Source organism: Pseudomonas sp. H1_D05 (assembly GCF_054682705.1).
Window position 1 is genome coordinate 696789 of the sequence record NZ_CP162825.1, and the last position, 23892, is coordinate 720680.

Here is a 23892-nt window from a genome sequence, read left to right on the forward strand (position 1 = left end):
GCGCTAAGCTGACTGCAGACTCACTCCGATAGCTCAAGCAATGACCAACCCTGTGGGAGCGAGCTTGCTCGCGAAGGCGATCTTTCAGCAACATTGATGTTGGCTGACACAACGCCTTCGCGAGCAAGCTCGCTCCCACAGGTATTTTGCGTCAGGCGCTTCGGTGGTGTTGTGCAACTACGCTTATAAGACTTTCCCCAACCGACAGCCCAATCATGATCGCGAGCCGTACCCCACCCGTTGCGGGCAAGACCGGACGCCCCGAGTTGCTGCTGATCTGCGGCAGTTCGCTGACCGTGATCGCGATTCTGTGCATCGTCACGTTCCTGCTGATCCGCGAGCACGCCAACGCTCAGGAGTCGGCTACCCGCAGTGCCACCACCATCGCGCAACTGATCGACGCCGATGTCCTGCGCACCGTCGAGTTGTACGACTTGACCCTACAAGGCCTGATCGCCGCCGCCCAGCGCGATGACCTGCAAGATGTCTCACCGCAGATCCGCCATCTGGCGCTGTTCGACCGCTCGACCACCGCGCGCTTCAAGGGCGACATTCTGTTGCTCGACAAACACGGCGATGTGGTCGCCGACTCTTCGCGAATCGAGCCGAAACCGGGCAACTTTGCCGACCGCGATTATTTCCTCGCCCACGCATTCAATCGCGATTTCGGCATGTTTATCAGCCGCCCGTTCAAGACCCGTTGCGACTGCGACGAAGCCAACCAGTGGCGCATCAGCTTCAGCCGACGGATTTCCTCGGACACTGGTGAGTTCGCCGGTGTGGCCGTGGCGTCGATGAAACTCGATTACTTCGATCAGTTGTTCAACAGCCTCGACATTGGCAAAGACAGCACGTTGAACATCATCAACAACGACGGCGTCCTGCTGGCGCAAAAACCGTATCTGCAAAGCGATTCCATCGGCAAGAGCTACGGCAACCGACCGAATGTCGTGCGTATTCTGGGTGACAAGGATGGCAATGGCAGTTTTACCAGCACCTCGAGCATGGACCATCAACAACGCCTCTATACCTATTCGCGGGTCGGCAATCTGCCACTGACGGTGATGGTCGCGCTGTCCAGCGACGAGGTGTTCGGCACATGGCGTCGTACCGCCCTGTTGATCAGCGGCGCCACTGGGGTGTTGTGCGTGGGGTTGCTGTGGCTGACCTGGCTGCTGGCTCGCGAGTTGCGCTTGCGTCAACGGGCCGAGCGCGAGCTGGCGCAACTGGCCGCTACCGATGCACTGACGGGAGTGGCCAATCGGCGCATGCTCGATCAGGCACTGCGTCATGAGTGGTTCCGCGCCCAGCGCTCGGGCAAAGCGATGTCGGTGATGATGATCGATGCCGATCACTTCAAGGCCTTCAATGACCGGCATGGACATCAGGCTGGAGATCAGGCGCTGAAGACGCTGGCCGGGGTCATCACGGAAAATGTGCGGCGACCGACGGATCTGGTGGCGCGCTACGGAGGTGAAGAGTTTTCGGTGATTCTCGCCGAGACCGATGGCCATGGCGCACAGCAGATAGCCGAGCATATTCGTCAGGCGGTGGAGCAGTTGCCGTTGGTCGACGGGGCCGAGCGGCCGATGACCGTGAGTATCGGCATTGCGAGCTGGACGGCGGCGAGTGAGATGACGCTGGAGCAGTTGTTGTTTGCGGCGGACAAGGCGCTTTATCAGGCCAAGGAAAGTGGGCGCAATCGGGTGGTGGTGGCTGCCTGAACGTTCTGAGGCGATCGCACCGACGCCTTCGCGAGCAGGCTCGCTCCCACATTTGAAATGCATTCCCCTGTGGGAGCGAGCCTGCTCGCGAAGAGGCCAGATCAGGCACTAGAGCAATTGCAGGCATAAAAAAAGGCCATCCGAGGATGGCCTTCAAAAAACTAGAGAGGTTTTTTACTTACACCGCCGCAACCGGGCGCATGTAAGAGATTGGTGCGGTGCTGGCGTCTTCGAACGTCACCACTTCCCAAGCGTCTGTCTGCTCAATCAACTTGCGCAGCAGCTGGTTGTTCAGTGCGTGGCCGGACTTGAAGCCCTTGAACTCACCAATCAGGCTGTTACCCAGCAGATACAGGTCGCCAATCGCGTCGAGGATCTTGTGCTTCACGAATTCGTCTTCATAGCGAAGGCCGTCTTCGTTCAGTACGCCATCGGCATCGACCACGATTGCGTTTTCAACGCTGCCGCCGAGTGCGAGGTTGTGCTTGCGCAGGTACTCGATATCACTCATGAAACCAAAGGTACGGGCGCGGCTGACTTCTTTTACGAACGAAGTGCTGGAAAAATCCACGCTTGCACTTTGGGTGCGGTCCCGGAATACCGGGTGATCGAAATCGATCTCGAAGCTCACCTTGAACCCTTCGAAAGGGACGAAAGTGGCGCGCTTGTCGCCGTCTTCCACTGTCACTTCACGCAGGATGCGGATGAATTTCTTGGCGGCGTCCTGTTCTTCCAGGCCTGCCGATTGAATCAGGAATACGAAGGGTCCAGCGCTGCCATCCATGATCGGGACTTCGGACGCGGAGAGCTCGACGTAGGCGTTATCGATGCCCAGGCCAGCCATGGCCGAGAGCAAGTGCTCTACCGTGTCCACTTTGACGTCGCCGTTAATCAGCGTCGTCGACATAGTGGTTTCACCGACGTTTTCCGCGCGGGCAGGAATCTGCACCACAGGGTCGAGGTCAGCGCGACAAAACACAATGCCAGTGTCGACAGGCGCAGGCTTGAGGGTCAGATAGACCTTCTCACCGGAGTGCAGGCCTACACCTGTGGCACGGATAATATTTTTCAGTGTGCGTTGTTTAATCATGGCTTGGGCCGCTTCAGCGCAAATTGCGAACTGGTATCAACAAAGGCTGGCGATGATAGCAGACCATGCCTTTGCTGAACACCAATCACCTTCATAGCCCTGATACATTCCATCAATCGGCCTGACGACGCAGGAAAGCCGGGATGTCCAGGTAGTCCAGATCATCTTGCGGATTCATCTTCGCGGCAGCCGCAGCACCGGCCTGAGCCTGGTTGCGCATGACGGTCGGACGGTCCAGATCACGGTAGTTCACCGCTGGCGCTTCCTGACGGGCCGCAGCCGGTTGTTGCACCTGGGCGGAAGCCATGGAGGTGTGAACGGTGTTGTCGATGACCTTGACAGGCTTCTCGATTTTCGCGCCCAGACCGGTGGCAACCACGGTTACGTGCAGCTCGTCGCGCATGTCCGGATCGATAACAGTACCGACCTTGACCATCGCGTGCTCGGAAGCGAAGGCTTCGATGATGCTACCCACGTCGGAGTACTCACCCAGGGACAGGTCAGGACCGGCAGTGATGTTCACCAGGATGCCGCGTGCGCCTTGCAGGTTCACGTCTTCCAGCAGCGGGTTGCGGATCGCCGCTTCGGTGGCTTCACGTGCACGGTTCGGACCGCTGGCGCAGCCAGTGCCCATCATCGCCATGCCCATTTCGCTCATCACGGTACGTACGTCGGCGAAGTCGACGTTGATCATGCCCGGACGCTTGATGATGTCGGAGATACCGCGAACGGCACCGGCCAGTACATCGTCAGCCTTGGCGAAAGCCGACAGCAGGCTGGCGTCTTTACCGAGGATGGTCAGCAGCTTCTCGTTGGGAATGGTGATCAGCGAGTCGACGCTTTCCGAGAGCATGCGGATGCCTTCATCGGCGATCTGCATACGCTTGCGGCCTTCGAACGGGAACGGACGCGTTACGACCGCAACGGTCAGAATGCCCATTTCCTTGGCCACTTCGGCGATGATCGGCGCAGCACCGGTACCGGTACCGCCGCCCATGCCAGTGGTGATGAACACCATGTTGGTGCCCTGCAGGACTTCGGCAATGCGCTCACGGTCTTCGAGAGCGGCCTGACGACCTACTTCAGGGTTGGCGCCAGCGCCCAGACCTTTGGTCACGCCGGTGCCCAGTTGCAGAATGGTGCGCGCGCCGATGTTTTTCAGCGCTTGAGCATCAGTGTTGGCGCAGATGAACTCGACGCCTTCGATGTTGCTCTTGACCATATGATTGACAGCGTTGCCGCCGCCACCGCCAACACCGATAACTTTGATTACCGGGCTTGCGGGGATGTTGTCTACGAGTTCGAACATTTTCCCTCTCCTTACATTCTCTAGTTTTTTCGCCTACTGCTGTTTGTTGCGGTGTTGCGGTAAAGCTTTAGAAGTTGCCTTGAACCCACTTCTTCAATCGGTCCAGCAACGGCGCCTGTGGCTCTTCGTTGCTGTAGCTGTCGCGGCTGCCGATGCCGGAGAACGAAACCCCGTCGGACTGCTTTTGCAGGCCGTACATCAACAAACCAACGCCAGTGGAATAAATCGGGTTGCGCACCACGTCATCCAGACCCTTCACGCCATGCGGCACACCAAGGCGCACCGGCATGTGGAAGATTTCTTCGGCCAGTTCAGTGGCGCCTTCCATTTTCGAAGTGCCACCGGTCAGCACGATGCCGGCCGGAATCAGGTCTTCGTAGCCGCTGCGACGCAGCTCGGCCTGAATCAGCGTGAACAGTTCGTCGTAACGCGGCTCGACCACTTCGGCCAGGGCCTGACGCGACAGTTCGCGTGGTGGACGGTCGCCAACGCTCGGCACCTTGATGGTTTCACCGGCACCGGCCAGTTTGGCCAGGGCGCAGGCGTAGCGGATCTTGATTTCTTCGGCGTACTGGGTCGGGGTGCGCAACGCCATGGCGATGTCGTTGGTCACCTGATCACCGGCAATCGGGATCACCGCCGTGTGGCGAATCGCGCCTTCGGTAAAGATCGCGATGTCGGTGGTACCGCCGCCGATGTCGACCAGGCACACGCCCAGTTCTTTCTCGTCGTCGGTCAGTACCGAGTAGGCCGAGGCCAGTTGCTCGAGAATGATGTCGTCGATTTCCAGACCGCAGCGACGCACGCATTTTTCAATGTTCTGTGCGGCGTTGACGGCGCAGGTGACTACGTGAACCTTGGCTTCCAGACGTACGCCGGACATGCCCAGAGGCTCACGAACGCCTTCCTGGTTATCGATCACGTAATCCTGCGGCAGGGTGTGCAGCACGCGCTGGTCAGCCGGAATCGCCACGGCCTGAGCGGCGTCAAGCACGCGCTCAAGGTCGGCCGAGCTGACTTCACGATCGCGGATCGCGACGATGCCGTGGGAGTTCAGGCTGCGGATGTGATTGCCCGCCACACCGACAAACGCCGAGTGAATGCGGCAGCCCGCCATCAGTTGGGCTTCTTCGATCGCGCGCTGGATCGATTGCACGGTGGACTCGATGTTGACCACCACGCCCTTCTTCAGGCCACGGGACGGATGGGTACCGATCCCGACGATTTCCAGCGAGCCGTCGTCGGAAACCTCGCCGACCAGCGCCACCACCTTGGAGGTGCCGATATCGAGACCGACGATCATTTTGCCGCTTTGCACGTTTGCCATGGGTCCTGCCTCTTCTTAATTCTTCGCGACAGCGGGTTGGGCTGTCGTCGGCGCTACTGGTTCCCGCCAGCCAACAGCGAGGCCGTTGGCGTAGCGCAGATCGATGCGCGCAATGTTCGTAATCTGGTCTTTAAGCGTCTTGTCATAGATGGCGATAAAGCGGCGCATCTTTTCCACCAGGTTGCCGCGTCCCAGCAACAACTCGATGCCGGGGCCGGAACTGCCGGCACCGGTGGTCAGAAACCAACTCCCGCGTTCACGCAGTTCCAGGCGCGCAATCGAGAAGCCCAACGGCCGCAGCATCTGGCTCAGCACCTGATACTGCTGCATCACTTGCTGCTGGGCCCGTTGTGGGCCGAACAGCTGTGGCAGATGTTCGTAGTTCGCCAGTTCCTTGGGCGTAAACGCCTGGCCCTGGTTGTTCAGCAACGACTCATCACCCCAACGCGCCACCGGCAGTTGCTCTTCGAGGCGGATCACCACCTGGTCCGGCCACACCCGACGTACTTCGGCGTGGGCGATCCACGGCATCTGCTCAAGCTCGGTACGCATACCGGCCAGGTCGATGGTGAAGAAGCTCGACGCCACGTACGGGGCGATCCGCTGCTGCACCGCTTGCTGGCTGATGTAGCTCAGGTCGCCTTGCACGGCGATCTTGGTGATCGGCCGGTCGGCGTACGGCAGCAAACGCGTTGCACCTTCGTAAGTACCAAAGCCCAGCACCACCAGCAGCACTGGCCAGAACAGACTTTTCAGAAAGCCGAAATTGGCTTTCGGCAGGCGCGCGGACATCGGCTCTTTCGCCACCATTCGGCTGGCACCCCGTGGCACCGGCTTGCGGCCGGGTGCGGGAGGCTGATGTCGGAGCTGAGCGCCTTGCATCGTCTTAACCTCGAGCGTCTTCAACACTGGCGGCCAGAATGGCCAGAACCAGTTGCTGGAAATCCAGACCGGCCGCACGCGCGGCCATCGGCACCAGACTGTGATCGGTCATACCCGGTGCGGTGTTCACTTCCAGGAACCAGAACTGCCCGTCGGCGTCCTGCATCACGTCCGCCCTGCCCCAACCGGCAATACCCAGCGCCTCACAGGCCTTGGCCGTGAGATCCATGAGTTCCTGTTCCTTGGCGGCATCCAGCCCGCACGGAATGCGGTACTGGGTATCGTTGGCGATGTACTTGGCGTCGTAGTCGTAGAACGTGTGCGGTGTACCCAGGGCAATCGGAGGCAACACCTGGTCACGCAGGGTGGCGATGGTGAACTCCGGACCTTGAATCCATTGCTCAACCAAGACTTGCGAATCGTAGGTACTGGCCGCTTTCCATGCGTCGATCAACTCGGACGCAGAACTCACTTTGGCCATCCCGATACTTGAACCTTCATGCGCCGGTTTGACGATCAAAGGGAAGCCCAGTTCCGTCGCTGCCGAAATACAATCGGCTTCGCTGCACAACACGGCGTGACGCGGCGTCGGAATCCCGAGGCTGTGCCAGACCTGCTTGGTGCGCAGTTTGTCCATCGCCAGTGCCGAGGCCAGGATGCCGCTGCCGGTGTACGGAATGCCCGCTACTTCAAGCAGGCCCTGCATGGAGCCGTCTTCACCGCCACGGCCGTGAAGAATGATGAACGCGCGGTCGATCTTTTCGCTGAGCAGCCGTTGCAGAATGTCTTCGCCAACGTCGATGCCGAACGCGTCCACGCCAGCGCTTTGCAGCGCGTCGAGTACGGCGTTACCGGATTTCAGCGACACCTCACGCTCGGCACTCAGGCCACCGAAGAGCACGGCGACACGGCCGAAGTCTTTCGGCGCGATAGTGGAAAACAGCTTGGCGTAGGCAGCAGTCATTTCAACTTCCCCTCGACCGACGCCGCCACGGCGCCAGCGAACAATTCACTTTTCAACAGCTTAGGCGCGAGACCACCGATATCACCGGCGCCCTGGCACAGCAGGATGTCGCCGGCACGCAGCAGCGGCTTGACCAGCGGCGCCAGATCGACGCCACGCTCGATGTAGATCGGGTCGAGCTGACCGCGCTGGCGGATGCTGTTGCACAGCTTGCGGCTGTCGGCACCCGGGATCGGCTCTTCGCCGGCCGGATAGACTTCCATCAGCAGCAGGACGTTGGCGTCGGCCAGTACATTGACGAAGTCGTCGTACAGGTCACGGGTGCGGCTATAACGGTGCGGCTGGTAAACCATCACCAGACGGCGCTCCGGCCAGCCACCGCGCACGGCTTTGATCACTGCGGCGACTTCGGTCGGGTGGTGACCGTAGTCATCGACCAACATCACGTTGCCGCCGTCCACCGGCAGTTCGCCGTAAACCTGGAAGCGCCGACCAACGCCCTGGAAGCCCGACAGGCCCTGGACGATGGCTTCATCGCTGACGCCTTCGTCAGTGGCGATGCAAATGGTCGCCAGCGAATTGAGTACGTTGTGGTTGCCGGGCATGTTCACCGACACGTCCAGCGGCTCGCGATCCGGACGCAGCACGGTGAAGAACGTCTGCATGCCTTGCTGGCGAATATTGATCGCGCGCACGTCAGCGTCTTCGCTGAAGCCGTAGGTCACGGTCGGACGTTTCACCAGCGGCAGGATTTCACGCACCACCGGATCGTCCAGGCACATCACTGCCAAACCGTAGAACGGCAGGTTGTGCAGGAACTCGACGAAGGTTTTCTTCAGTTTGTTGAAGTCACCGTCGTAGGTCGCCATGTGGTCGGCGTCGATGTTGGTAACCACGGCCACCAGCGGTTGCAGGTGCAAGAAGCTCGCATCGCTTTCGTCGGCTTCGGCGATCAGGTAACGGCTGGTGCCAAGCTGGGCATTGGTGCCCGCGGCATTCAGACGACCACCGATGACGAACGTCGGGTCCAGACCACCGGCGGCGAACACCGAAGCGATCAGGCTGGTGGTGGTGGTTTTGCCGTGCGTACCGGCAACGGCGATGCCGTGGCGATAGCGCATCAGTTCGGCGAGCATCTCGGCACGCGGCACCACCGGAATACGACGCTCAAGCGCGTTCGCCACTTCCGGGTTAGAGGTGTTCACAGCACTCGACACCACCAGCACGTCGGCGGCAGCGGCGTTCTCGGCACGGTGACCAATGAAGATGTGCGCGCCGAACGATTCCAGACGCTCGGTCACCGGCGACGCTTTCAGGTCGGAACCGGAGACTTCATAGCCCAGGTTCAACAACACTTCGGCGATACCGCACATGCCCACGCCGCCGATGCCGACGAAGTGGATGCGACGGATGCGGCGCATTTCCGGTTGCGGCATGGCTTTCTGATTCTCAACCATGAGCCACCTCCAGACAGGTATCGACCACGCTACGGGTGGCATCGGGTTTCGCCAGACGGCGGGCCGCTTGGGCCATATCTTCGAGTCGTTGCGGTTGCATCAAGACCTCTGTCAGGCGCGCGGCAAGGTCCGCGGCACCAGTCGTTCTTTGTGGCATCAGGAAGGCAGCGCCTTCGCGGGCCAAATAATCGGCGTTGCGAGTCTGGTGATCGTCGATCGCGTGGGGCAAAGGCACCAGCATCGAGGGCAGACCGGCGGCAGCCAGCTCACTGATGGTCAACGCGCCTGCGCGGCACACCACCAGGTCAGCCCAGCCATAGGCCTGGGCCATGTCTTTGATGAACGGCTGCACCTGCGCATCGACGCCGGCGGCGCGGTAGCGCTCTGCAGTCACTTCATCGTGGTTTTTGCCGGCCTGATGAAACACTTCCGGGCGCAAATCGGCAGCGACTTGGGCCAGGGCTTCAGGCAGCAATTTGTTCAACGGTTCTGCGCCCAGGCTTCCGCCGAGGATCAGCAAACGCGCTTTGCGACCGGCCAGAGCAGGTCGCGATGTGTCGAGGAACAGCTCGCTGCGCACCGGGTTTCCGGTGGTACGGCGGGTGTCCGACAGAGTAAAGGTGTCGGGGAACGCTTCACACACCCGGGCGGCGAACGGCACCAGCAACCGATTGGCGGTGCCGGCCACAGCGTTCTGCTCGTGAACGATCACCGGCACACCGGCCAGTTTCGCGGCAAGACCACCGGGGCCAGTCACATAACCACCGAAGCCGACCACACACACTGGCTTCAAGCGACGAATGATCGCCCGCGCCTGCCATACCGACTTGAGCAGCATGAACGGCGCCTTGAGCAGCGACAGTTTGCTCTTGCCGCGCAGGCCGGTGGCGTTGATCCGGTGCAGTTCCAGCCCAGCGGCCGGGACCAGTTCGTTTTCGATCCCGCGTGGTGTGCCGAGCCAGTGCACGGTGTAGCCGCGCGCCTGAAACTCGCGGGCACAGGCCAGCGCCGGGAACACGTGGCCGCCGGTGCCGCCGGCCATGATCAATACGTTAGCGCCCATGATTCGGCTCCTCGGCGAAGTCGCTCTCATGGAATTCCATCTCTTCGCTGCCCAAATGGGTTCGACTCTCCCACTCGATCCGCAGCAGCAAGCCAAGGCAGGCACAGCAGATCACCAACGAACTGCCGCCATAACTGAGGAACGGCAAGGTCAGACCTTTGGTTGGCAGCAGGCCGACGTTCACGCCGATGTTGATCAGGAACTGACCAATCCACAGGAACGACAGGCCGTACGCCACGTAAGCGGCGAAGAACTGTTTGGCTTTTTCCGCCCACAGACCGATGTACATGCCACGAATACACACGAACACGAACAGGGCGACGGTGCACAGCGAACCGACGGCGCCCAATTCTTCAGCCAGAACCGAGAACACGAAGTCGGTGTGCGCTTCCGGCAGGTAGAACTGCTTCTGCACGCTGTTACCCAGACCGACGCCGAGCCATTCGCCACGACCGAACGCGATCAAGGCTTGCGACAACTGATAGCCGGCGCCGAACTGGTCGGCCCACGGGTCAGCGAAGTTGGTCAGACGCGCCATTCGGTACGGCTGCATTTGAATCAGCAAGACCACCGCTCCGACCGCCAACACCACCATCAGCGAGAAGCGGAACAGCCCGACCCCGCCGAGGAACAGCATGGCCGCCGCAGCGCCCATCATCACCACGGTGGCGCCGAAGTCCGGCTCCATCAGCAGCAGGCCGGCCATCGGCAGCAGCACGATGAACGGCTTGAAGAAGCCCATCCAGCTTTCGCGCACTTCCTTCTGACGCCGCACCAGATAACCGGCGAGGTAGATCACCACGAACACTTTGGCGATCTCGGACGGCTGCACGTTGAAGAAGCTGAAACCGATCCAGCGCATCGAACCGTTCACTTCGCGACCGATGCCGGGGATGATCACCATTACCAGCAAACCGAACGCACCGATCAGCATCAGCCAGCCGAGGCGTTGCCAGGTGGCAATCGGAATCATCATGGTGACGATGCACGCGCCCAGGCCCAGCACCACATAAATAAGGTGGCGGATCATGTAATACAGTGGGCTGCCGGACTGTGCGGCCGCCACTTCGGTGGACGCCGAGGCAATCATGATCAGGCCGAGGCCGAGCAGCGCCAGACAACCGGCGAGCATCGGGAAGTCGAGGTCGATCCCGCGCCCGGTGATGATCGGTGACGGATACGGTTTGATGATATTACGCAGGCTCATGCCAATTCCTCCACAGCGCGGACGAACTGGTGACCACGGTCTTCGTAATTCTTGAACATGTCGAAACTGGCGCAGGCCGGCGACAGCAGCACCACATCACCCGGTTGGGCAGCGGCGCGGCATTGCGCAACGGCGTCGACCAGCGAGGTCGCGCGAATCAGTGGCACGGCATCACCGATGGCTGCGCCGATCTTGTCGGAGTCGCGGCCCATCAGGATCACGGCGCGGCAGTTGGCCGCGACCGGATCACGCAAGTCGTTGAATTCGGCACCCTTGCCATCGCCACCGGCGATCAGAATGACCTTACCGTCGATGTCCGCGCCCAAGCCTTCGATGGCGGCCAGTGCGGCGCCAACGTTGGTCGCTTTGGAATCGTTGTAGTAAGCGACGCCGTCGAGATCACGCACCCACTGGCAACGGTGTTCGAGGCCGGCGAACGTGCGCAAGGCCGAGAGCATGGCGTCGAACGGCAGGCCCACGGCATGACCGAGCGCCAGCGCCGCGAGGGCATTGGACTGGTTGTGCGCGCCACGAATCTTCAATTCGCGCACTGGCATCAGGTTCTGGAATTCGAAGGCCAGATACTTCTCGCCATCTTCTTCGCGGATACCGAAGGCCTTGAAATCCGGTTTGGTCAGGCCGAAGGTCCAGCATGGTTGACCCTCGCCCATCAGCGGACGGCTCAGCGCATCCTGACGGTTGACCACGAACTGCTTGGCGCCACGGAAGATCCGGTGCTTGGCCAGGTGGTAAGCCGGCAGGCCGCTATAGCGATCCATGTGGTCTTCGCTGATATTCAGCACGGTGGCCACTTCGGCGTTGAGCTGGTCGGTGGTTTCCAGCTGGAAGCTCGACAGCTCCATCACGTACAGCTCGACGTCGTCGCTGAGCAGATCCAGCGCCGGGGTGCCGAGGTTGCCGCCGACAGCGACACGTTTGCCGGCCGCAGCCGCCATTTCGCCGACCAGGGTGGTGACGGTGCTTTTCGCGTTGGAACCGCTGATGGCCACGATCGGCGCCTGCGCGTTACGCGCGAACAGCTCGATGTCGCCGGACAGTTTCACGCCACGGACCGCAGCGGCTTGCAGGGCCGGGGTCGCCAGCGCCAGGCCGGGGCTCACGTAGAGCTCGTCGGCACGGCAGAGGAATTCGACGTCCAGCTCGCCACAACGCACTTCCACGTGCGGATAGTCACGCTTGAGCGTGGCCAGTTCCGGTGGATTTTCCCGCGTGTCCGCCACGGCAAACGACGTGCCCCGGTTCGCCAGGAAGCGAACCAGGGACATGCCGCTCTTGCCGAGGCCGACAACGATGCGGAAGTGGTCAGAAGCGATCAGAGACACTCGTTCTACCTCAGCTTCAGGGTGGCAAGGCCGATCAGCACGAGAATCACGGTGATGATCCAGAAACGGACGATCACGCGCGGCTCGGGCCAGCCCTTGAGTTCAAAATGGTGGTGTATCGGTGCCATGCGGAACACACGGCGACCGGTCAGCTTAAAGGACGCAACCTGAATGACGACTGACAGGGTTTCCATCACGAACACACCGCCCATGATGAACAGGACGATTTCCTGACGGACGATCACCGCTATTGTGCCCAGTGCCGCGCCGAGTGCCAGGGCACCGACGTCGCCCATGAACACTTGCGCCGGATAGGTGTTGAACCAGAGGAAGCCAAGGCCGGCACCGATCAGCGCACCGCAGAACACGATCAGTTCACCCGCGCCCGGCACGTAAGGGATCAACAGGTATTCAGCGAATTTCACGTTACCCGACAGGTAGCAGAAGATGCCGAGGCCACCGCCGACCATCACGGTTGGCATGATCGCCAGGCCGTCGAGGCCGTCAGTCAGGTTGACCGCGTTGCTTGAGCCAACGATCACGAAATAAGTCAGCACGATGAAACCGAGGCCCAGCGGAATGCTGTAGTCCTTGAGCATCGGCAGGATCAGCGTGGTTTCCACCGGGGTGGAGGCGGTCATATAAAGGAAGATCGCCGCGCCGAGGCCGAACACCGACTGCCAGAAATACTTCCAGCGGCTCGGCAAGCCACGCGAGTTCTTCTCGATGACCTTGCGGTAATCGTCGACCCAACCGATGGCGCCGAACAGCAGAGTCACCAGCAAAACAGTCCAGACGTAACGGTTGCTCAGGTCAGCCCAGAGCAGTGTGCTGACACCAATCGAAGACAGAATCAGTGCGCCGCCCATGGTCGGTGTACCCGACTTGGACAGGTGCGATTGCGGGCCGTCGTTACGCACGGATTGACCGATCTGACGGTTCTGCAGGGTGCGGATCATCCACGGGCCATAGCACAGCGACAAAACCAGCGCGGTCAGTACACCGAGAATCCCGCGCAGGGTCAGGTACTGAAAGACCGCGAAGCCTTTGTAGAACTGTTGCAGATACTCCGCTAGCAGCAGCAGCATTAATGTTTCTCCAGACTGGACCCGCACAGAGCCGCAACGATGTTTTCCATCGCCGCACTGCGCGAACCCTTGATCAAAATGGTGGTGTTTGTGTCCTGCTCGGCGTCGAGGGCCTGAATCAGTTCGGCTTGGCTGCCGAAGTGATACGCCTGTTCACCGAAAGCGTTTACGGCGTGAACCATGTTTGGCCCAACGGCATAAAGCGCGGAAACCTTGCCCCGGGCGTACTCGCCCACGTCGCGGTGCCCCTGCTCCGCCCAATCGCCCAACTCGCCGATATCTCCGAGCACCAGGACGGTGCGGCCGGAAAAGCCAGCGAGTATATCAACGGCCGCGCACATCGAGGTGGGGTTTGCGTTGTAAGTGTCATCAATCACGCGCATACCGTTTTTCGCCAGTTGCGCAACGGTGCGCCCCTTGACCGGTTGCACGGCGCCAAGCCCGGTGGCGATGCCGAACAGCGACACGCCCAAGGCGTGCGCGGCAGCGGCGGCGGCCATGGAGTTGGCGACGTTATGGGTGCCGAGCAGGTTCAGTTGAACGTGCTCGACACCTTCAGGTGTGTGCAGATTGAAAGCCGGGCAACCACGAGCATCGGTGCTCAAGTCACTGGCGTAGAAATCCGCCTGAGTGTTGCTCAGGGCGAAAGTCAGCACTTTGCGCGCGCCTGCACGGGCCTTCCAGATACCGAAGGCTTTGTCATCGAGGTTGAGCACGGCGACACCATCAGCCGCCAGCCCGTCGATGATTTCGCCTTTGGCTTCGACGATTTTTTCCGGGCCGCCAAACTCACCGACGTGCGCGGTGCCGGCATTGTTGAGGATCGCCACGTGCGGCTTGGTCAGGCCAACGGTGTAAGCGATTTCGCCGAGGCGCGAGGCACCCAGTTCGATCACCGCCGAGGTGTGCTCCGGGGCCAGTTCGAGCAGGGTCAGCGGCGCGCCGAGGTCGTTGTTCAGATTGCCACGGGTCGCCAATACCGGACCGCGCGTGCGCAGGATGCTCGCGAGCATTTCCTTGACGGTGGTCTTGCCGCTGGAGCCGGTGATCGCAGCAACTGGCTGAGTGAACGCGGCACGGTTCAGCGCGCCCAACTGGCCGAGGGCCTGTCGGGTGTCCTTGACCAGCAGTTGCGGCAGCGTGCTGTTGGCAACTTCACGTTCGACCAGCGCAGCGACGGCGCCTTTGGCGGCGACATCGTTCAAGTAGTCATGACCGTCGAAACGCGGGCCGGTCAACGCTATAAACAGTTGACCCGGCTGGATCGCACGGCTGTCGATGCTGACGCCGTCGAAACTGGCATCGGCGGCGATCAAACGGGCGTCGAGCGCGTTGGTCAGTTCGCTGAGTTTGAGGGCCTTAAGCATGGGCCACCTCCCACGCGGTCAGGGCGTGATCAGCCTCGACCAGATCAGAGAAGGCATGGCGCTCGCCGTTGATTTCCTGATAGTCCTCGTGACCTTTACCGGCCAGAACAATCACGTCATCAGCCGAGGCGCCGGCAATCAGTTGCGCAATCGCCTGGCCCCGGCCGGCGACGAAGGTGACTTTATCCACTGCCGTGAAGCCGGCGCGGATGTCGTCGAAAATCACTGCTGGATCTTCGGTGCGCGGATTGTCGTCGGTGACCAGCACCTGATCGGCCAGACGTTCGACCACTTCGGCCATCAACGGACGCTTGCCGCGATCACGGTCACCGCCGCAGCCGAACAGGCACAGCAGCTGACCTTTAACGTGCGGGCGCAGCGCGGTCAGGACTTTTTCCAGCGCGTCCGGGGTGTGCGCGTAATCGACCACCACCAACGGCTGAGTGCCACCACCAAGACGCTGCATGCGCCCGGCCGGGCCTTCGAGTTTCGGCAGTACTTTGAGAATTTCGTCGAGCGCGTAATCCAGACCGAGCAAGGCACCGACGGCTGCCAGTACGTTGCTCAGGTTGAAACGACCGAGCAAGGTGCTGCGCAGATGATGTTCGCCCTGCGGCGTAACCAGCGTGGCGCGCACGCCGTGGTCGTCGAACTGTGCTTCGCGGCAGAACAGGTAAGCGCTGCTGTCGAGCAGGCTGTAGGTGATCAAGCGCGATTCACGTTTTTCCGCGGCCAACTGCCGGCCGAAATCGTCGTCGAGGTTGACCACGCGGCACTTCAGATCATTCCAGGCGAACAGCTTGGCCTTGGCCTCGGCGTACGCCTCCATGGTGCCGTGATAATCCAGATGATCGCGGGACAGGTTGGTCATCACCGCCACGTCGAACGCCAGCGCCGTCACGCGGCCCTGATCCAGACCGTGGGACGACACTTCCATGGCCACGGCTTTGGCGCCGGCCTTTTTCAGGTCGCCCAGGGTCGCTTGCACGGCGATCGGATTCGGCGTGGTGTGCAGACCGCTTTGCAGTGCGCCATAGAAGCCGGAACCCAAGGTCCCGACGATGCCGCAATGCTGGCCGAGCAGATCCAGCGCCTGCGCAACCAATTGAGTCACGCTGGTCTTGCCGTTGGTACCGGTCACGCCAATCAGGTTCAGGTGATGACTTGGCTCACCGTAAAAACGCCCGGCGATGTCCGACAGTTGCGCGGCCAGGCCTTTGACCGGAATCAGCGGCACGTCAGTGATCGGCAGCACGGTGGCGCCTTCCACTTCATAGGCCACAGCGGCAGCGCCGCGCGCCAGAGCATCGGCAATGTGTGCACGGCCATCGAATTTGCCGCCGGGCACGGCGAGGAACAAATCGCCCGCGCGTACGTTGCGGCTGTCCAGCGCCAATTCACGGATCAACAGATCGTGGCCGGCGTGGGGGAATATCTTGTTCAGACTTAATGACATCAGCCGCGCCCTCCATTGGCTTTCAGCGGTATGACCGGGGTGGCGTTGGCCTGCTGTGTGGTCGGCAAGTTGTCCGGCGTTACGTTCATCAGACGCAGGGTGCCGGACATCACACGGCTGAACACCGGCGCGGAAACCAGACCACCGAAGTAACCGGCCTTGCTTGGCTCATCGATCACGACAACGATGGCGTAACGCGGATCGCTCATCGGGCCGAAACCGGCAAACAGCGAGCGATAAGAGTTTTCCGCGTAGCCCTTGGTACCCACCGAGGTCTTACGCGCAGTACCCGACTTACCCGCCACGTGATACGCCGGCACCTGCGCACGGAACACGCCGCGCGGCGCTTCGATCACCTGGGTGAGCATGCCTTGCAAGGTTTTCGCCACGGCTTCCGGCAGCACTTGCGTGGTCTGCGGCGGCTTGTCGGTTTTGATCAGGGTCAACGGCGCGAGACGACCGTTGTTGGCCAGTGCCGAGAACGCGTGCACCAACTGAATCGCGGTCACGGAAATACCGTAGCCGTAGGACAGGGTCGCGGTTTCAGCCTTGCGCCAATCGCGGTAGTTCGGCAGGTTGCCGACACGTTCGCCCGGGAAGCCGAGGCCGGTGTCCTGGCCGAGACCGACTTTCTGCGCGAGACGGAAAATCGTTTCGCCGCCGATATCGAACGCGACCTTACTCATGCCGACGTTACTGGAATTGATCAGGATGCCGGTCAAGTCGAGCACCGGACCTTCGCTCTTGGAAACGTCCTTGATCGTGTATTTGCCGATCTGCAGGGAGCCCGGATACACCTCGACGGTGTCGCTCGGTTTCCAGCGGCCGGTTTCGATTGCAGCCGCCATCGAGATGGCTTTCATGGTCGAACCCGGTTCGAACACGTCGATCATCGCGCGGTTACGCATCATTGCCGGTTGCAGATTGCGACGGTTGTTCGGGTTGTAGGTCGGCTGGTTGACCATGGCGAGAATCTCGCCGGTCTTGACGTCCATGATCACCAGGCTGCCGGCCTTCGCGCCGTTCTCAATGATCGCGTTGCGCAGTTCGCGGTTGGCCAGATATTGCAGACGCAGGTCAATGGACAACGCCAAGGGCTTGCCGGCCTTGGCGTTTTTGGTGACCTGAACATCCTTGATCAGCCGACCGCGCCGATCCTTGATGACTTGTCGTTTGCCCGGCACCCCGGCGAGCCATTCGTCATAAGCCAGCTCGACACCTTCACGACCGTGGTCATCGATGTCGGTAAAACCGACCATGTGCGCGGTGACTTCACCGGCCGGGTAGAACCGGCGGAATTCTTCGATGCCGTAGACACCAGGGACTTTCAGATCGAGCACAGCCTGGCCTTGCTCGGGGGTCAGCCCGCGCACCAGATAAATGAATTCTTTGTTGGCCTGGGCTTCGAGGCGTTCGGTCAGGGCTTTCGGATCCTGACCCAGCGCGGCAGCAAGTGCCGGCCACTTCTCTTTGGCCGTTTGCATTTCCTTGGCGTTGGCCCACAGCGTGGTCACTGGGGTACTTACGGCCAAAGGCTCGCCGTTACGGTCGGTGATCAGACCACGGTGAGCCGGAATCGGAATATGACGCAGGCTGCGCGCATCGCCCTGACCTTTGAGGAAGTCACGGTCAACCACTTGCAAGTCGATGATGCGCCAGCAGATCGCCGCGACCATCACGCCGAGCAGCGCCACCATCAGGCGGAAGCGCCATGGGAACAGTGCGCCTTCGAGTTTCATCATGGCGCCACCATCTTCACGTCAGCCGCGCCCGGAATGTGCATTTTCAGTTGTTCGGTGGCCAGCACTTCGATGCGGCTGTGCGCGGTCCAGGTGCTCTGCTCCAGAATCAAGCGACCCCACTCGGCCTGCGCCTTGTCGCGCACGCTGAGTTCGTTATAAAGGGTGTTGAGCAACTGCCGGTTCCAGTGCGCGCTGTACGACACGGCGATGGCCGAGACGAGCACGCCGATAAACAGCAGCAGCATCAGAAAGCTGCCGCCGGGCAGTGGCTTGGCGAAAAGCTTGCTCACCGCAGCTTCTCCGCGACGCGCATGACGGCGCTACGGGAACGTGGGTTGGCTTTGAGTTCGGCGTCGGAGGCCGTTTGCGCTTTGCCATGGACTTTGATTTTCGGTTCGAACGCGACATGGCGCACCGGCAGGTTGCGCGGCAGGTTGTCGGCTTCGCCTTTCACCAGTTTGCGCATGAACAGTTTGACGATACGGTCTTCCAGCGAGTGAAAGCTGATCACCACCAGGCGGCCGCCGATTTCCAGCGCGTCCAGCGCGGCTTCGAGGCCGGCTTCCAGATCACCCAGTTCGTTGTTGACGTGAATACGCAAACCCTGGAATGCACGGGTGGCCGGGTTCTTGCCCTTTTCCCATGCCGGGTTGGCGACTTTCAATACTTCGGCCAGATCGGCAGTGCGCTCGAACGGCTTGATATCGCGACGCTCGGCGACGGCGCGGGCCATACGACCGGAGAAACGTTCTTCGCCGTATTCCTTGAACACCCGGGCGATTTCCTCAGCCGGCGCGGTGTTGACGAATTCGGCAGCGCTGATGCCACGGGACGGGTCCATGCGCATGTCGAGCGGGCCGTCATTGAGGAAACTGAAGCCGCGCTCAGCGTCGTCGAGCTGCGGCGAAGACACGCCCAGATCGAGCAGAATGCCGCTGACCTTGCCGGTCAGACCTTGCTCGGCAACCACCGAACCCAGCTCGGCAAAGCTGCGCTGCACAACGACAAAGCGGCCGTCTTCGGCCGCTAGCGTTTGCCCGGTGGCAATCGCTTGTGGATCTTTGTCGAATCCGATGAGCCGGCCGTCCGTGCCGAGCTGGCTGAGGATCAACCGGCTGTGTCCGCCGCGCCCGAACGTGCCGTCCAGATAGCAGCCATCAGGACGTACGGCGAGAGCCTCGACGGCTTCGTCAAGCAGTACGGTGATGTGGTTAAAGCCGCTATCAATAGTCACAGGATCAAATCACGCAGTTCATCAGGCATCGCGCCCGGTTGTTGAATAGCAGCAAGGTCAGCGGCAGATACCGCGTTCCATGCATCCTCGTCCCACAATTGGAACTTGTTCAGTTGGCCTACCAGCATCGCGCGCTTATCGAGCTTGGCGTATTCGCGCAGACGCGGTGGAACCAGAAAACGACCACTGCCATCGAGTTCAAGGTCGACGGCATTACCAATCAGCAAACGTTGCAGGCGACGGTTCTCTTCGCGAAGCGAAGGAAGCGCGCGCAACTTGGTTTCAATAATTTCCCACTCGTCGAGCGGATAGACACACAAACACGGATCAACGGCATCAATGGTCACGATCAATTGGCCAGAACTGCGCGAATCGAGCTCGTCACGGTACCGGCTCGGCATGGCGAGACGGCCCTTTGCATCGAGACTGATAGCGTTAGCTCCGCGAAACACGTCTGCGTTTCTCCAATTTTTATCGTTTTGAGCTCAAAAAACCCACTTCATGCCACTTTCCGCCACTTGCGCACACTATAGGAATGCGCCCACCACACCGTCAAGGCGCGGATTAAAGGAAAACCCTTACAGAACGGAGATTTAGGAGCATAAAAGGAGGTGCAACGAGAATCTGACGGATACTTTTGACCAATAACTTGATGCAGCACTGAAAGCTGCGCTCGAAAGTTAAAGTAATTTGTTAAGAGTAAGATTTTTTCGGTATTACAAAAGCGCTTCTGCTGTTGATTGAAGCAAGGTGGGAAATGGCTATTACTGCGTTTGCCGCTGCCGGACTTTCAGAGCAGGCCTGCTGATATTACACAGCCCTGTTGCCAATGATTCAAGCAGGGAAAGAAAAAGGTGGAGAGTCGATCTGTAAGCCGGGTTCTGTCTTGAACAGTCATTCGTCTACGATGGCCATCACTGGACATCTTTAGCAACCTACCCGGTCCCAGCGCGGGCCACGCCTTGGGACCCTATTTGGTCTTGCTCCAAGTGGGGTTTACCTAGCCACGAACTGTTGCCAGACGTGCGGTGCGCTCTTACCGCACCTTTTCACCCTTACCGGCGCCGAAGCGCTTAGGCGGTTATTTTCTGTGGCACTTTCCGTAGGCTCACGCCTCCCAGGCATTACCTGGCACTTCGCCCTATGGAGCCCGGACTTTCCTCCCCCCTAATTTTCATAGAGGGCAGCGACTGTCCGATCGACTCTCCGCCGCGAAGGTTAACGGCAGAGCGCCCGAAGAACAAGCGCTAAAAGCCTCAAGACCGCTATGGGTGACGGCCTACACGCCTTTCTGTTTCTCCAGCGCGACCTGATACAGCACGTTTTTGCGCTCGCCAGTGATTTGTGCTGCCAACGCGGCGGCACGCTTGAGCGGCATCTCTTCGAGCAACAGATCAAGAATACGCATCGCCTCGCTGCTGACCGCATCCTCGGACTCCGGTGCCGTCCAGCCCGCCACCAGCACTACGCATTCGCCACGCTGCTGATTGCTGTCGGATTCGACGAACGCGCGCAACTCGGCCAATGGCAGACCTTTGAGCGTTTCGAAGGTCTTGGTGATCTCGCGGGCGAGCAATGCCTGGCGCTCACCGCCAAACACGGCTTCCATATCCTGCAGACATTCAAGAATGCGGTGCGGGGCCTCGTAGAAAATCAACGTACGCGGCTCTTCTTTAACCGCTTCCAGTCGCGCCTTGCGTCCGACCGATTTGGCCGGCAGAAAACCTTCGAAGATGAAACGGTCAGACGGCAGACCGGCCGCCGACAGCGCGGCAATAAGCGCACAGGCACCCGGCACTGGCACGACATTGATCCCGGCCGCGCGGGCCTGACGCACCAAGTGATACCCCGGATCGGAAATCAGCGGCGTCCCCGCATCGGAAATCAACGCGACGTTATCACCCGCCAGCAAGCGGGTAATAAAACGGCTACCTTCATCTCGTTCATTGTGTTCGTGACACGCGGCCAGCGGCGTGCCGATCCCGAAGTGTTGCATCAGGCGCGCCGAGTGACGGGTGTCTTCGGCAGCGATCAATGCCACTTCGCGGAGGATCTTCAGGGCCCGGGCGCTGATGTCGTCCAGGTTGCCGATGGGCGTCGCCACCACATAAAGCGAGCCAGCAGCGGAATTCAGGGAACCCGGAGCAGTCAAAGCGCACACCTCGTGATCGGTAAAAGCGGCCATTGTAGCGCGACACGAGGCTTGCGACGCGCTTCGAGCCACCACGGTTTTGTGCGTGGTTATGCAGCACTGCAACATTTACTTCAGCTAAATCGTCCGATTCACGCCAGTAACATCGCGCCCCGGCCAGTGCTTGGGTACAATTCGACGCTAATTTGATCGAGTATCAGGAACACTTACATGATCGCTTGCCTGCGGCTGTTCACTGCCTTCTGCCTCGCTGCCCTGTTGGCGGCTTGCGTCAGCTCCCCTTCCTCCAGCCTTGGCGAACTTCCACGGACCCCGGATGCCAGCATCGAGCAACTGCTCGAACAGGCTAGCCAGGCGAAAACCCCGGAAAAAGCCGCCCTGTTGCGCCTGAGCGCCGCAGACCTGGCCTACCGTCAGGGCAATGCCGGACAGTCCGCGCAAATCCTGCAACAAGTGCCGATGGAGCAACTCAAGCCCGGCCAGCAGATTTTCGCCAGCACCTTGAACGCTGAACTGGCGATGACGCGCAATCAGCCGAAAGCCGCGCTGACCGCCCTGAGCCACCCAAGCCTGCAGCACCTGGGCGAAATGCCTGAAGAGCAGCAAGTGCGCACCGGCACCGCTCACGCCCGCGCCCTTGAAGCCGATGGCCAGACCCTGGCCGCTGCCCGCGAGCGCGTGTTCATCGCGCCGATGCTGCAAGGCGAAGCCGCGAGCAAGAACCACGAAGCGATCTGGACTCTGATCGGCTCGCTGCCAACTGATCAACTGCAACCGAACAGCACCGACGACCTCGGCGGCTGGATGGGCCTGGCCATGGCAGTGAAATCCGCTGGCACCCTGGAACAGCAGCAAGCGGCGATCGACACCTGGCGCGCGCAAAATCCAAAGCACCCGGCGGCGATCAACCTGCCGTTGCCGCTGACCAAACTCAAGGAACTGGCCAGCCAGCCACTGAGCAAGATCGCCCTGCTGCTGCCACAGGACGGCCCGCTGGCCGCTGTTGGCAAGGCGCTACGTGAAGGCTTCATGGCTGCGCACTACCAGGCGCAACAGGCCGGACAGAAGCCCCCAGCAATCGAGTTCTACGACAGCTCGAAACTGACTTCGATGGACGAGTTCTACCGCAAGGCCCAGGCTGACGGCGTGCAACTGGTCGTTGGCCCGTTGGAAAAACCACTGGTCAAGCAACTGAGTACCCGCCCGCAACTGCCGATCACCACCCTCGCGCTGAACTACAGCGAAGGTGATCAAGGCCCGGCGCAATTGTTCCAGTTTGGCCTGGCCGCTGAAGACGAAGCCCGCGAAGTCTCGCGCCGCGCCCGTGCCGATGGCCTGCACCGCGCCGCGATCATGGTGCCGAAAGGCGAATGGGGCGATCGCGTACTGCGTGCTTTCAGCCAGGACTGGCAAGCGAATGGTGGCAGCATCGTAGCGACCGAGCGCGTTGATCAGCCGGTGCAACTGGCCCAGCAAATCGCCGACATGTTCCAGCTGCGTCAAAGCGAAGCGCGCGCCAAGAGCCTGCAGAATGCCGCCGGCACCAACGTCGCCGCGCAGCCTTCGCGTCGTCAGGACATCGAATTCATCTTCCTCGCCGCAACCCCTCAACAGGCTCAGCAGATCAAGCCAACCCTGAACTTCCAGTACGCGGGTGACGTTCCGGTGTACGCGACGTCGCACGTTTACAGCGCCAGCGGCGACGTGAATCAGTACAACGACATGAACGGCATTCGCTTCTGCGAAACCCCATGGCTGCTGGACTCCAGCGATCCACTGCGTCAGCAAGTGGTTGCGCAGTGGCCGCAAGCCGCCGGCAGCCTCGGCCGCCTGTACGCGATGGGTGTGGATGCCTATCGTCTTGCACCACGCCTGGGTCAACTCAAAGCCCTGCCAGACAGCCGCATCGACGGTGAGTCGGGCAGCCTCGGCATGACCCAGACCCAACGCGTCGTGCGTCAATTGCCTTGGGCGCAGTTCGTCAGCGGGCAGGTGCAGCGCCTGCCGGACACCCCGCGCTGATGCCTGACAGGTCACGCTCGCAAAGCGGCAAGGATGCCGAGCGCCAGGCGCTCGAGCATCTGCAACAACAAGGTCTGCGCCTGCTGGCGCAGAACTGGTTATGCAAACGCGGCGAGCTTGATCTGGTCATGCTTGATGGCGATACAGTAGTATTCGTTGAAGTTCGCTACAGAAAAAACACTCAATGGGGTGGCGCGCTCGCTAGCATCGATGGGCGCAAGCAGCAGAAACTGATTTTCGCTGCACAGTATTTTCTTCAGCGCGAATCGCGTTGGGCCAATTCCCCTTGCCGCTTCGACGTGGTGGCCATCGACAGCCATCCGAGTCAGCTGAACTGGTTGCAGAATGCTTTCGACAGTTGATCGTCGGCGTTGCGACCCGGACAATCCCACCGACAAATTTTGCTCTTTGCTTTGCGGGCTGCACATTCATGTGCCGGACAGCCGCGCTACTTAAGGTCACACA

20 protein-coding genes and 1 other RNA gene are annotated in these 23892 nt (G+C 60.7%); 3 read left to right on the top strand and 18 right to left on the bottom strand.

What is annotated here, in order from left to right; all coding sequences use genetic code 11:
* Positions 1-215: 215 nt before the first annotated feature.
* Complete coding sequence (locus AB4O11_RS03120; RefSeq protein ID WP_460130125.1) at positions 216-1724, top strand: sensor domain-containing diguanylate cyclase; 1509 nt, start codon at positions 216-218, stop codon at positions 1722-1724.
* Between the two features lie 178 nt (positions 1725-1902).
* On the opposite strand, the gene lpxC is transcribed toward AB4O11_RS03120, so the two are convergent.
* The 18 genes from lpxC to rsmI all read right to left on the bottom strand — a co-directional run bounded on the left by lpxC (position 1903) and on the right by rsmI (position 21438).
* Positions 1903-2814 (bottom strand): UDP-3-O-acyl-N-acetylglucosamine deacetylase, encoded by a 912-nt coding sequence (gene lpxC, locus AB4O11_RS03125; protein WP_007916984.1) that lies wholly within the window; start codon positions 2812-2814, stop codon positions 1903-1905.
* Positions 2815-2926: 112 nt separating this feature from the next.
* Positions 2927-4123, bottom strand: coding sequence for a cell division protein FtsZ (ftsZ, locus tag AB4O11_RS03130; protein ID WP_007916986.1), 1197 nt, complete (start codon positions 4121-4123; stop codon positions 2927-2929).
* A 67-nt stretch (positions 4124-4190) separates the two neighbouring features.
* Positions 4191-5450, bottom strand: coding sequence for a cell division protein FtsA (gene ftsA, locus AB4O11_RS03135; RefSeq protein ID WP_007916987.1), 1260 nt, complete (start codon positions 5448-5450; stop codon positions 4191-4193).
* A gap of 15 nt (positions 5451-5465) precedes the next feature.
* A complete protein-coding gene (locus AB4O11_RS03140; RefSeq protein ID WP_053123632.1) occupies positions 5466-6332 on the bottom strand; it encodes a cell division protein FtsQ/DivIB in 867 nt (288 codons plus the stop codon).
* A 4-nt stretch (positions 6333-6336) separates the two neighbouring features.
* A complete protein-coding gene (locus AB4O11_RS03145; RefSeq protein ID WP_093430684.1) occupies positions 6337-7296 on the bottom strand; it encodes a D-alanine--D-alanine ligase in 960 nt (319 codons plus the stop codon).
* Positions 7293-8753, bottom strand: coding sequence for a UDP-N-acetylmuramate--L-alanine ligase (gene murC, locus AB4O11_RS03150; RefSeq protein WP_016987574.1), 1461 nt, complete (start codon positions 8751-8753; stop codon positions 7293-7295). The genes AB4O11_RS03145 and murC overlap by 4 nt, the downstream gene beginning before the upstream one ends.
* Positions 8746-9816 carry an undecaprenyldiphospho-muramoylpentapeptide beta-N-acetylglucosaminyltransferase gene (gene murG / locus AB4O11_RS03155; protein WP_460088964.1) on the bottom strand — a complete coding sequence of 357 codons (1071 nt, stop codon included), beginning with the start codon at positions 9814-9816 and terminating at the stop codon, positions 8746-8748. The genes murC and murG overlap by 8 nt, the downstream gene beginning before the upstream one ends.
* Positions 9806-11023 carry a putative lipid II flippase FtsW gene (ftsW, locus tag AB4O11_RS03160; protein ID WP_007916996.1) on the bottom strand — a complete coding sequence of 406 codons (1218 nt, stop codon included), beginning with the start codon at positions 11021-11023 and terminating at the stop codon, positions 9806-9808. The genes murG and ftsW overlap by 11 nt, the downstream gene beginning before the upstream one ends.
* Entirely contained in the window at positions 11020-12366 is a 1347-nt protein-coding gene (murD, locus tag AB4O11_RS03165; RefSeq protein ID WP_460088965.1) for a UDP-N-acetylmuramoyl-L-alanine--D-glutamate ligase, read from the bottom strand. The genes ftsW and murD overlap by 4 nt, the downstream gene beginning before the upstream one ends.
* Positions 12367-12371: 5 nt before the next feature.
* A complete protein-coding gene (gene mraY / locus AB4O11_RS03170) occupies positions 12372-13454 on the bottom strand; it encodes a phospho-N-acetylmuramoyl-pentapeptide-transferase (RefSeq protein WP_007917000.1) in 1083 nt (360 codons plus the stop codon).
* A complete protein-coding gene (locus tag AB4O11_RS03175) occupies positions 13454-14821 on the bottom strand; it encodes a UDP-N-acetylmuramoyl-tripeptide--D-alanyl-D-alanine ligase (RefSeq protein ID WP_460130128.1) in 1368 nt (455 codons plus the stop codon). Before AB4O11_RS03175 ends, mraY begins: the two co-directional genes overlap by 1 nt.
* Positions 14814-16277, bottom strand: a complete 1464-nt coding sequence (locus AB4O11_RS03180; RefSeq protein WP_093430687.1) for a UDP-N-acetylmuramoyl-L-alanyl-D-glutamate--2,6-diaminopimelate ligase — start codon at positions 16275-16277, stop codon at positions 14814-14816. The genes AB4O11_RS03175 and AB4O11_RS03180 overlap by 8 nt, the downstream gene beginning before the upstream one ends.
* On the bottom strand, positions 16277-18016 hold the full coding sequence (locus tag AB4O11_RS03185) for a peptidoglycan D,D-transpeptidase FtsI family protein (protein ID WP_175559568.1): 1740 nt from the start codon (positions 18014-18016) through the stop codon (positions 16277-16279). The genes AB4O11_RS03180 and AB4O11_RS03185 overlap by 1 nt, the downstream gene beginning before the upstream one ends.
* A complete protein-coding gene (gene ftsL, locus AB4O11_RS03190) occupies positions 18016-18309 on the bottom strand; it encodes a cell division protein FtsL (RefSeq protein WP_007917008.1) in 294 nt (97 codons plus the stop codon). The genes AB4O11_RS03185 and ftsL overlap by 1 nt, the downstream gene beginning before the upstream one ends.
* A complete protein-coding gene (gene rsmH / locus AB4O11_RS03195; RefSeq protein WP_407047284.1) occupies positions 18306-19253 on the bottom strand; it encodes a 16S rRNA (cytosine(1402)-N(4))-methyltransferase RsmH in 948 nt (315 codons plus the stop codon). Before rsmH ends, ftsL begins: the two co-directional genes overlap by 4 nt.
* On the bottom strand, positions 19250-19705 hold the full coding sequence (gene mraZ / locus AB4O11_RS03200; protein WP_007917012.1) for a division/cell wall cluster transcriptional repressor MraZ: 456 nt from the start codon (positions 19703-19705) through the stop codon (positions 19250-19252). Before mraZ ends, rsmH begins: the two co-directional genes overlap by 4 nt.
* 402 nt (positions 19706-20107) lie before the next feature.
* Positions 20108-20459, bottom strand: an RNA gene (gene rnpB, locus AB4O11_RS03205) — RNase P RNA component class A.
* Between the two features lie 73 nt (positions 20460-20532).
* Positions 20533-21438 (bottom strand): 16S rRNA (cytidine(1402)-2'-O)-methyltransferase, encoded by a 906-nt coding sequence (gene rsmI, locus AB4O11_RS03210; protein WP_093430688.1) that lies wholly within the window; start codon positions 21436-21438, stop codon positions 20533-20535.
* Between the two features lie 177 nt (positions 21439-21615).
* Here rsmI and AB4O11_RS03215 point away from each other — a divergent pair, with 177 nt between their 5' ends.
* Both AB4O11_RS03215 and AB4O11_RS03220 read left to right on the top strand, forming a co-directional pair.
* On the top strand, positions 21616-23427 hold the full coding sequence (locus AB4O11_RS03215) for a penicillin-binding protein activator (protein WP_460130131.1): 1812 nt from the start codon (positions 21616-21618) through the stop codon (positions 23425-23427).
* Positions 23427-23789 carry a YraN family protein gene (locus AB4O11_RS03220; protein ID WP_093430690.1) on the top strand — a complete coding sequence of 121 codons (363 nt, stop codon included), beginning with the start codon at positions 23427-23429 and terminating at the stop codon, positions 23787-23789. The genes AB4O11_RS03215 and AB4O11_RS03220 overlap by 1 nt, the downstream gene beginning before the upstream one ends.
* Positions 23790-23892 lie beyond the last annotated feature (103 nt).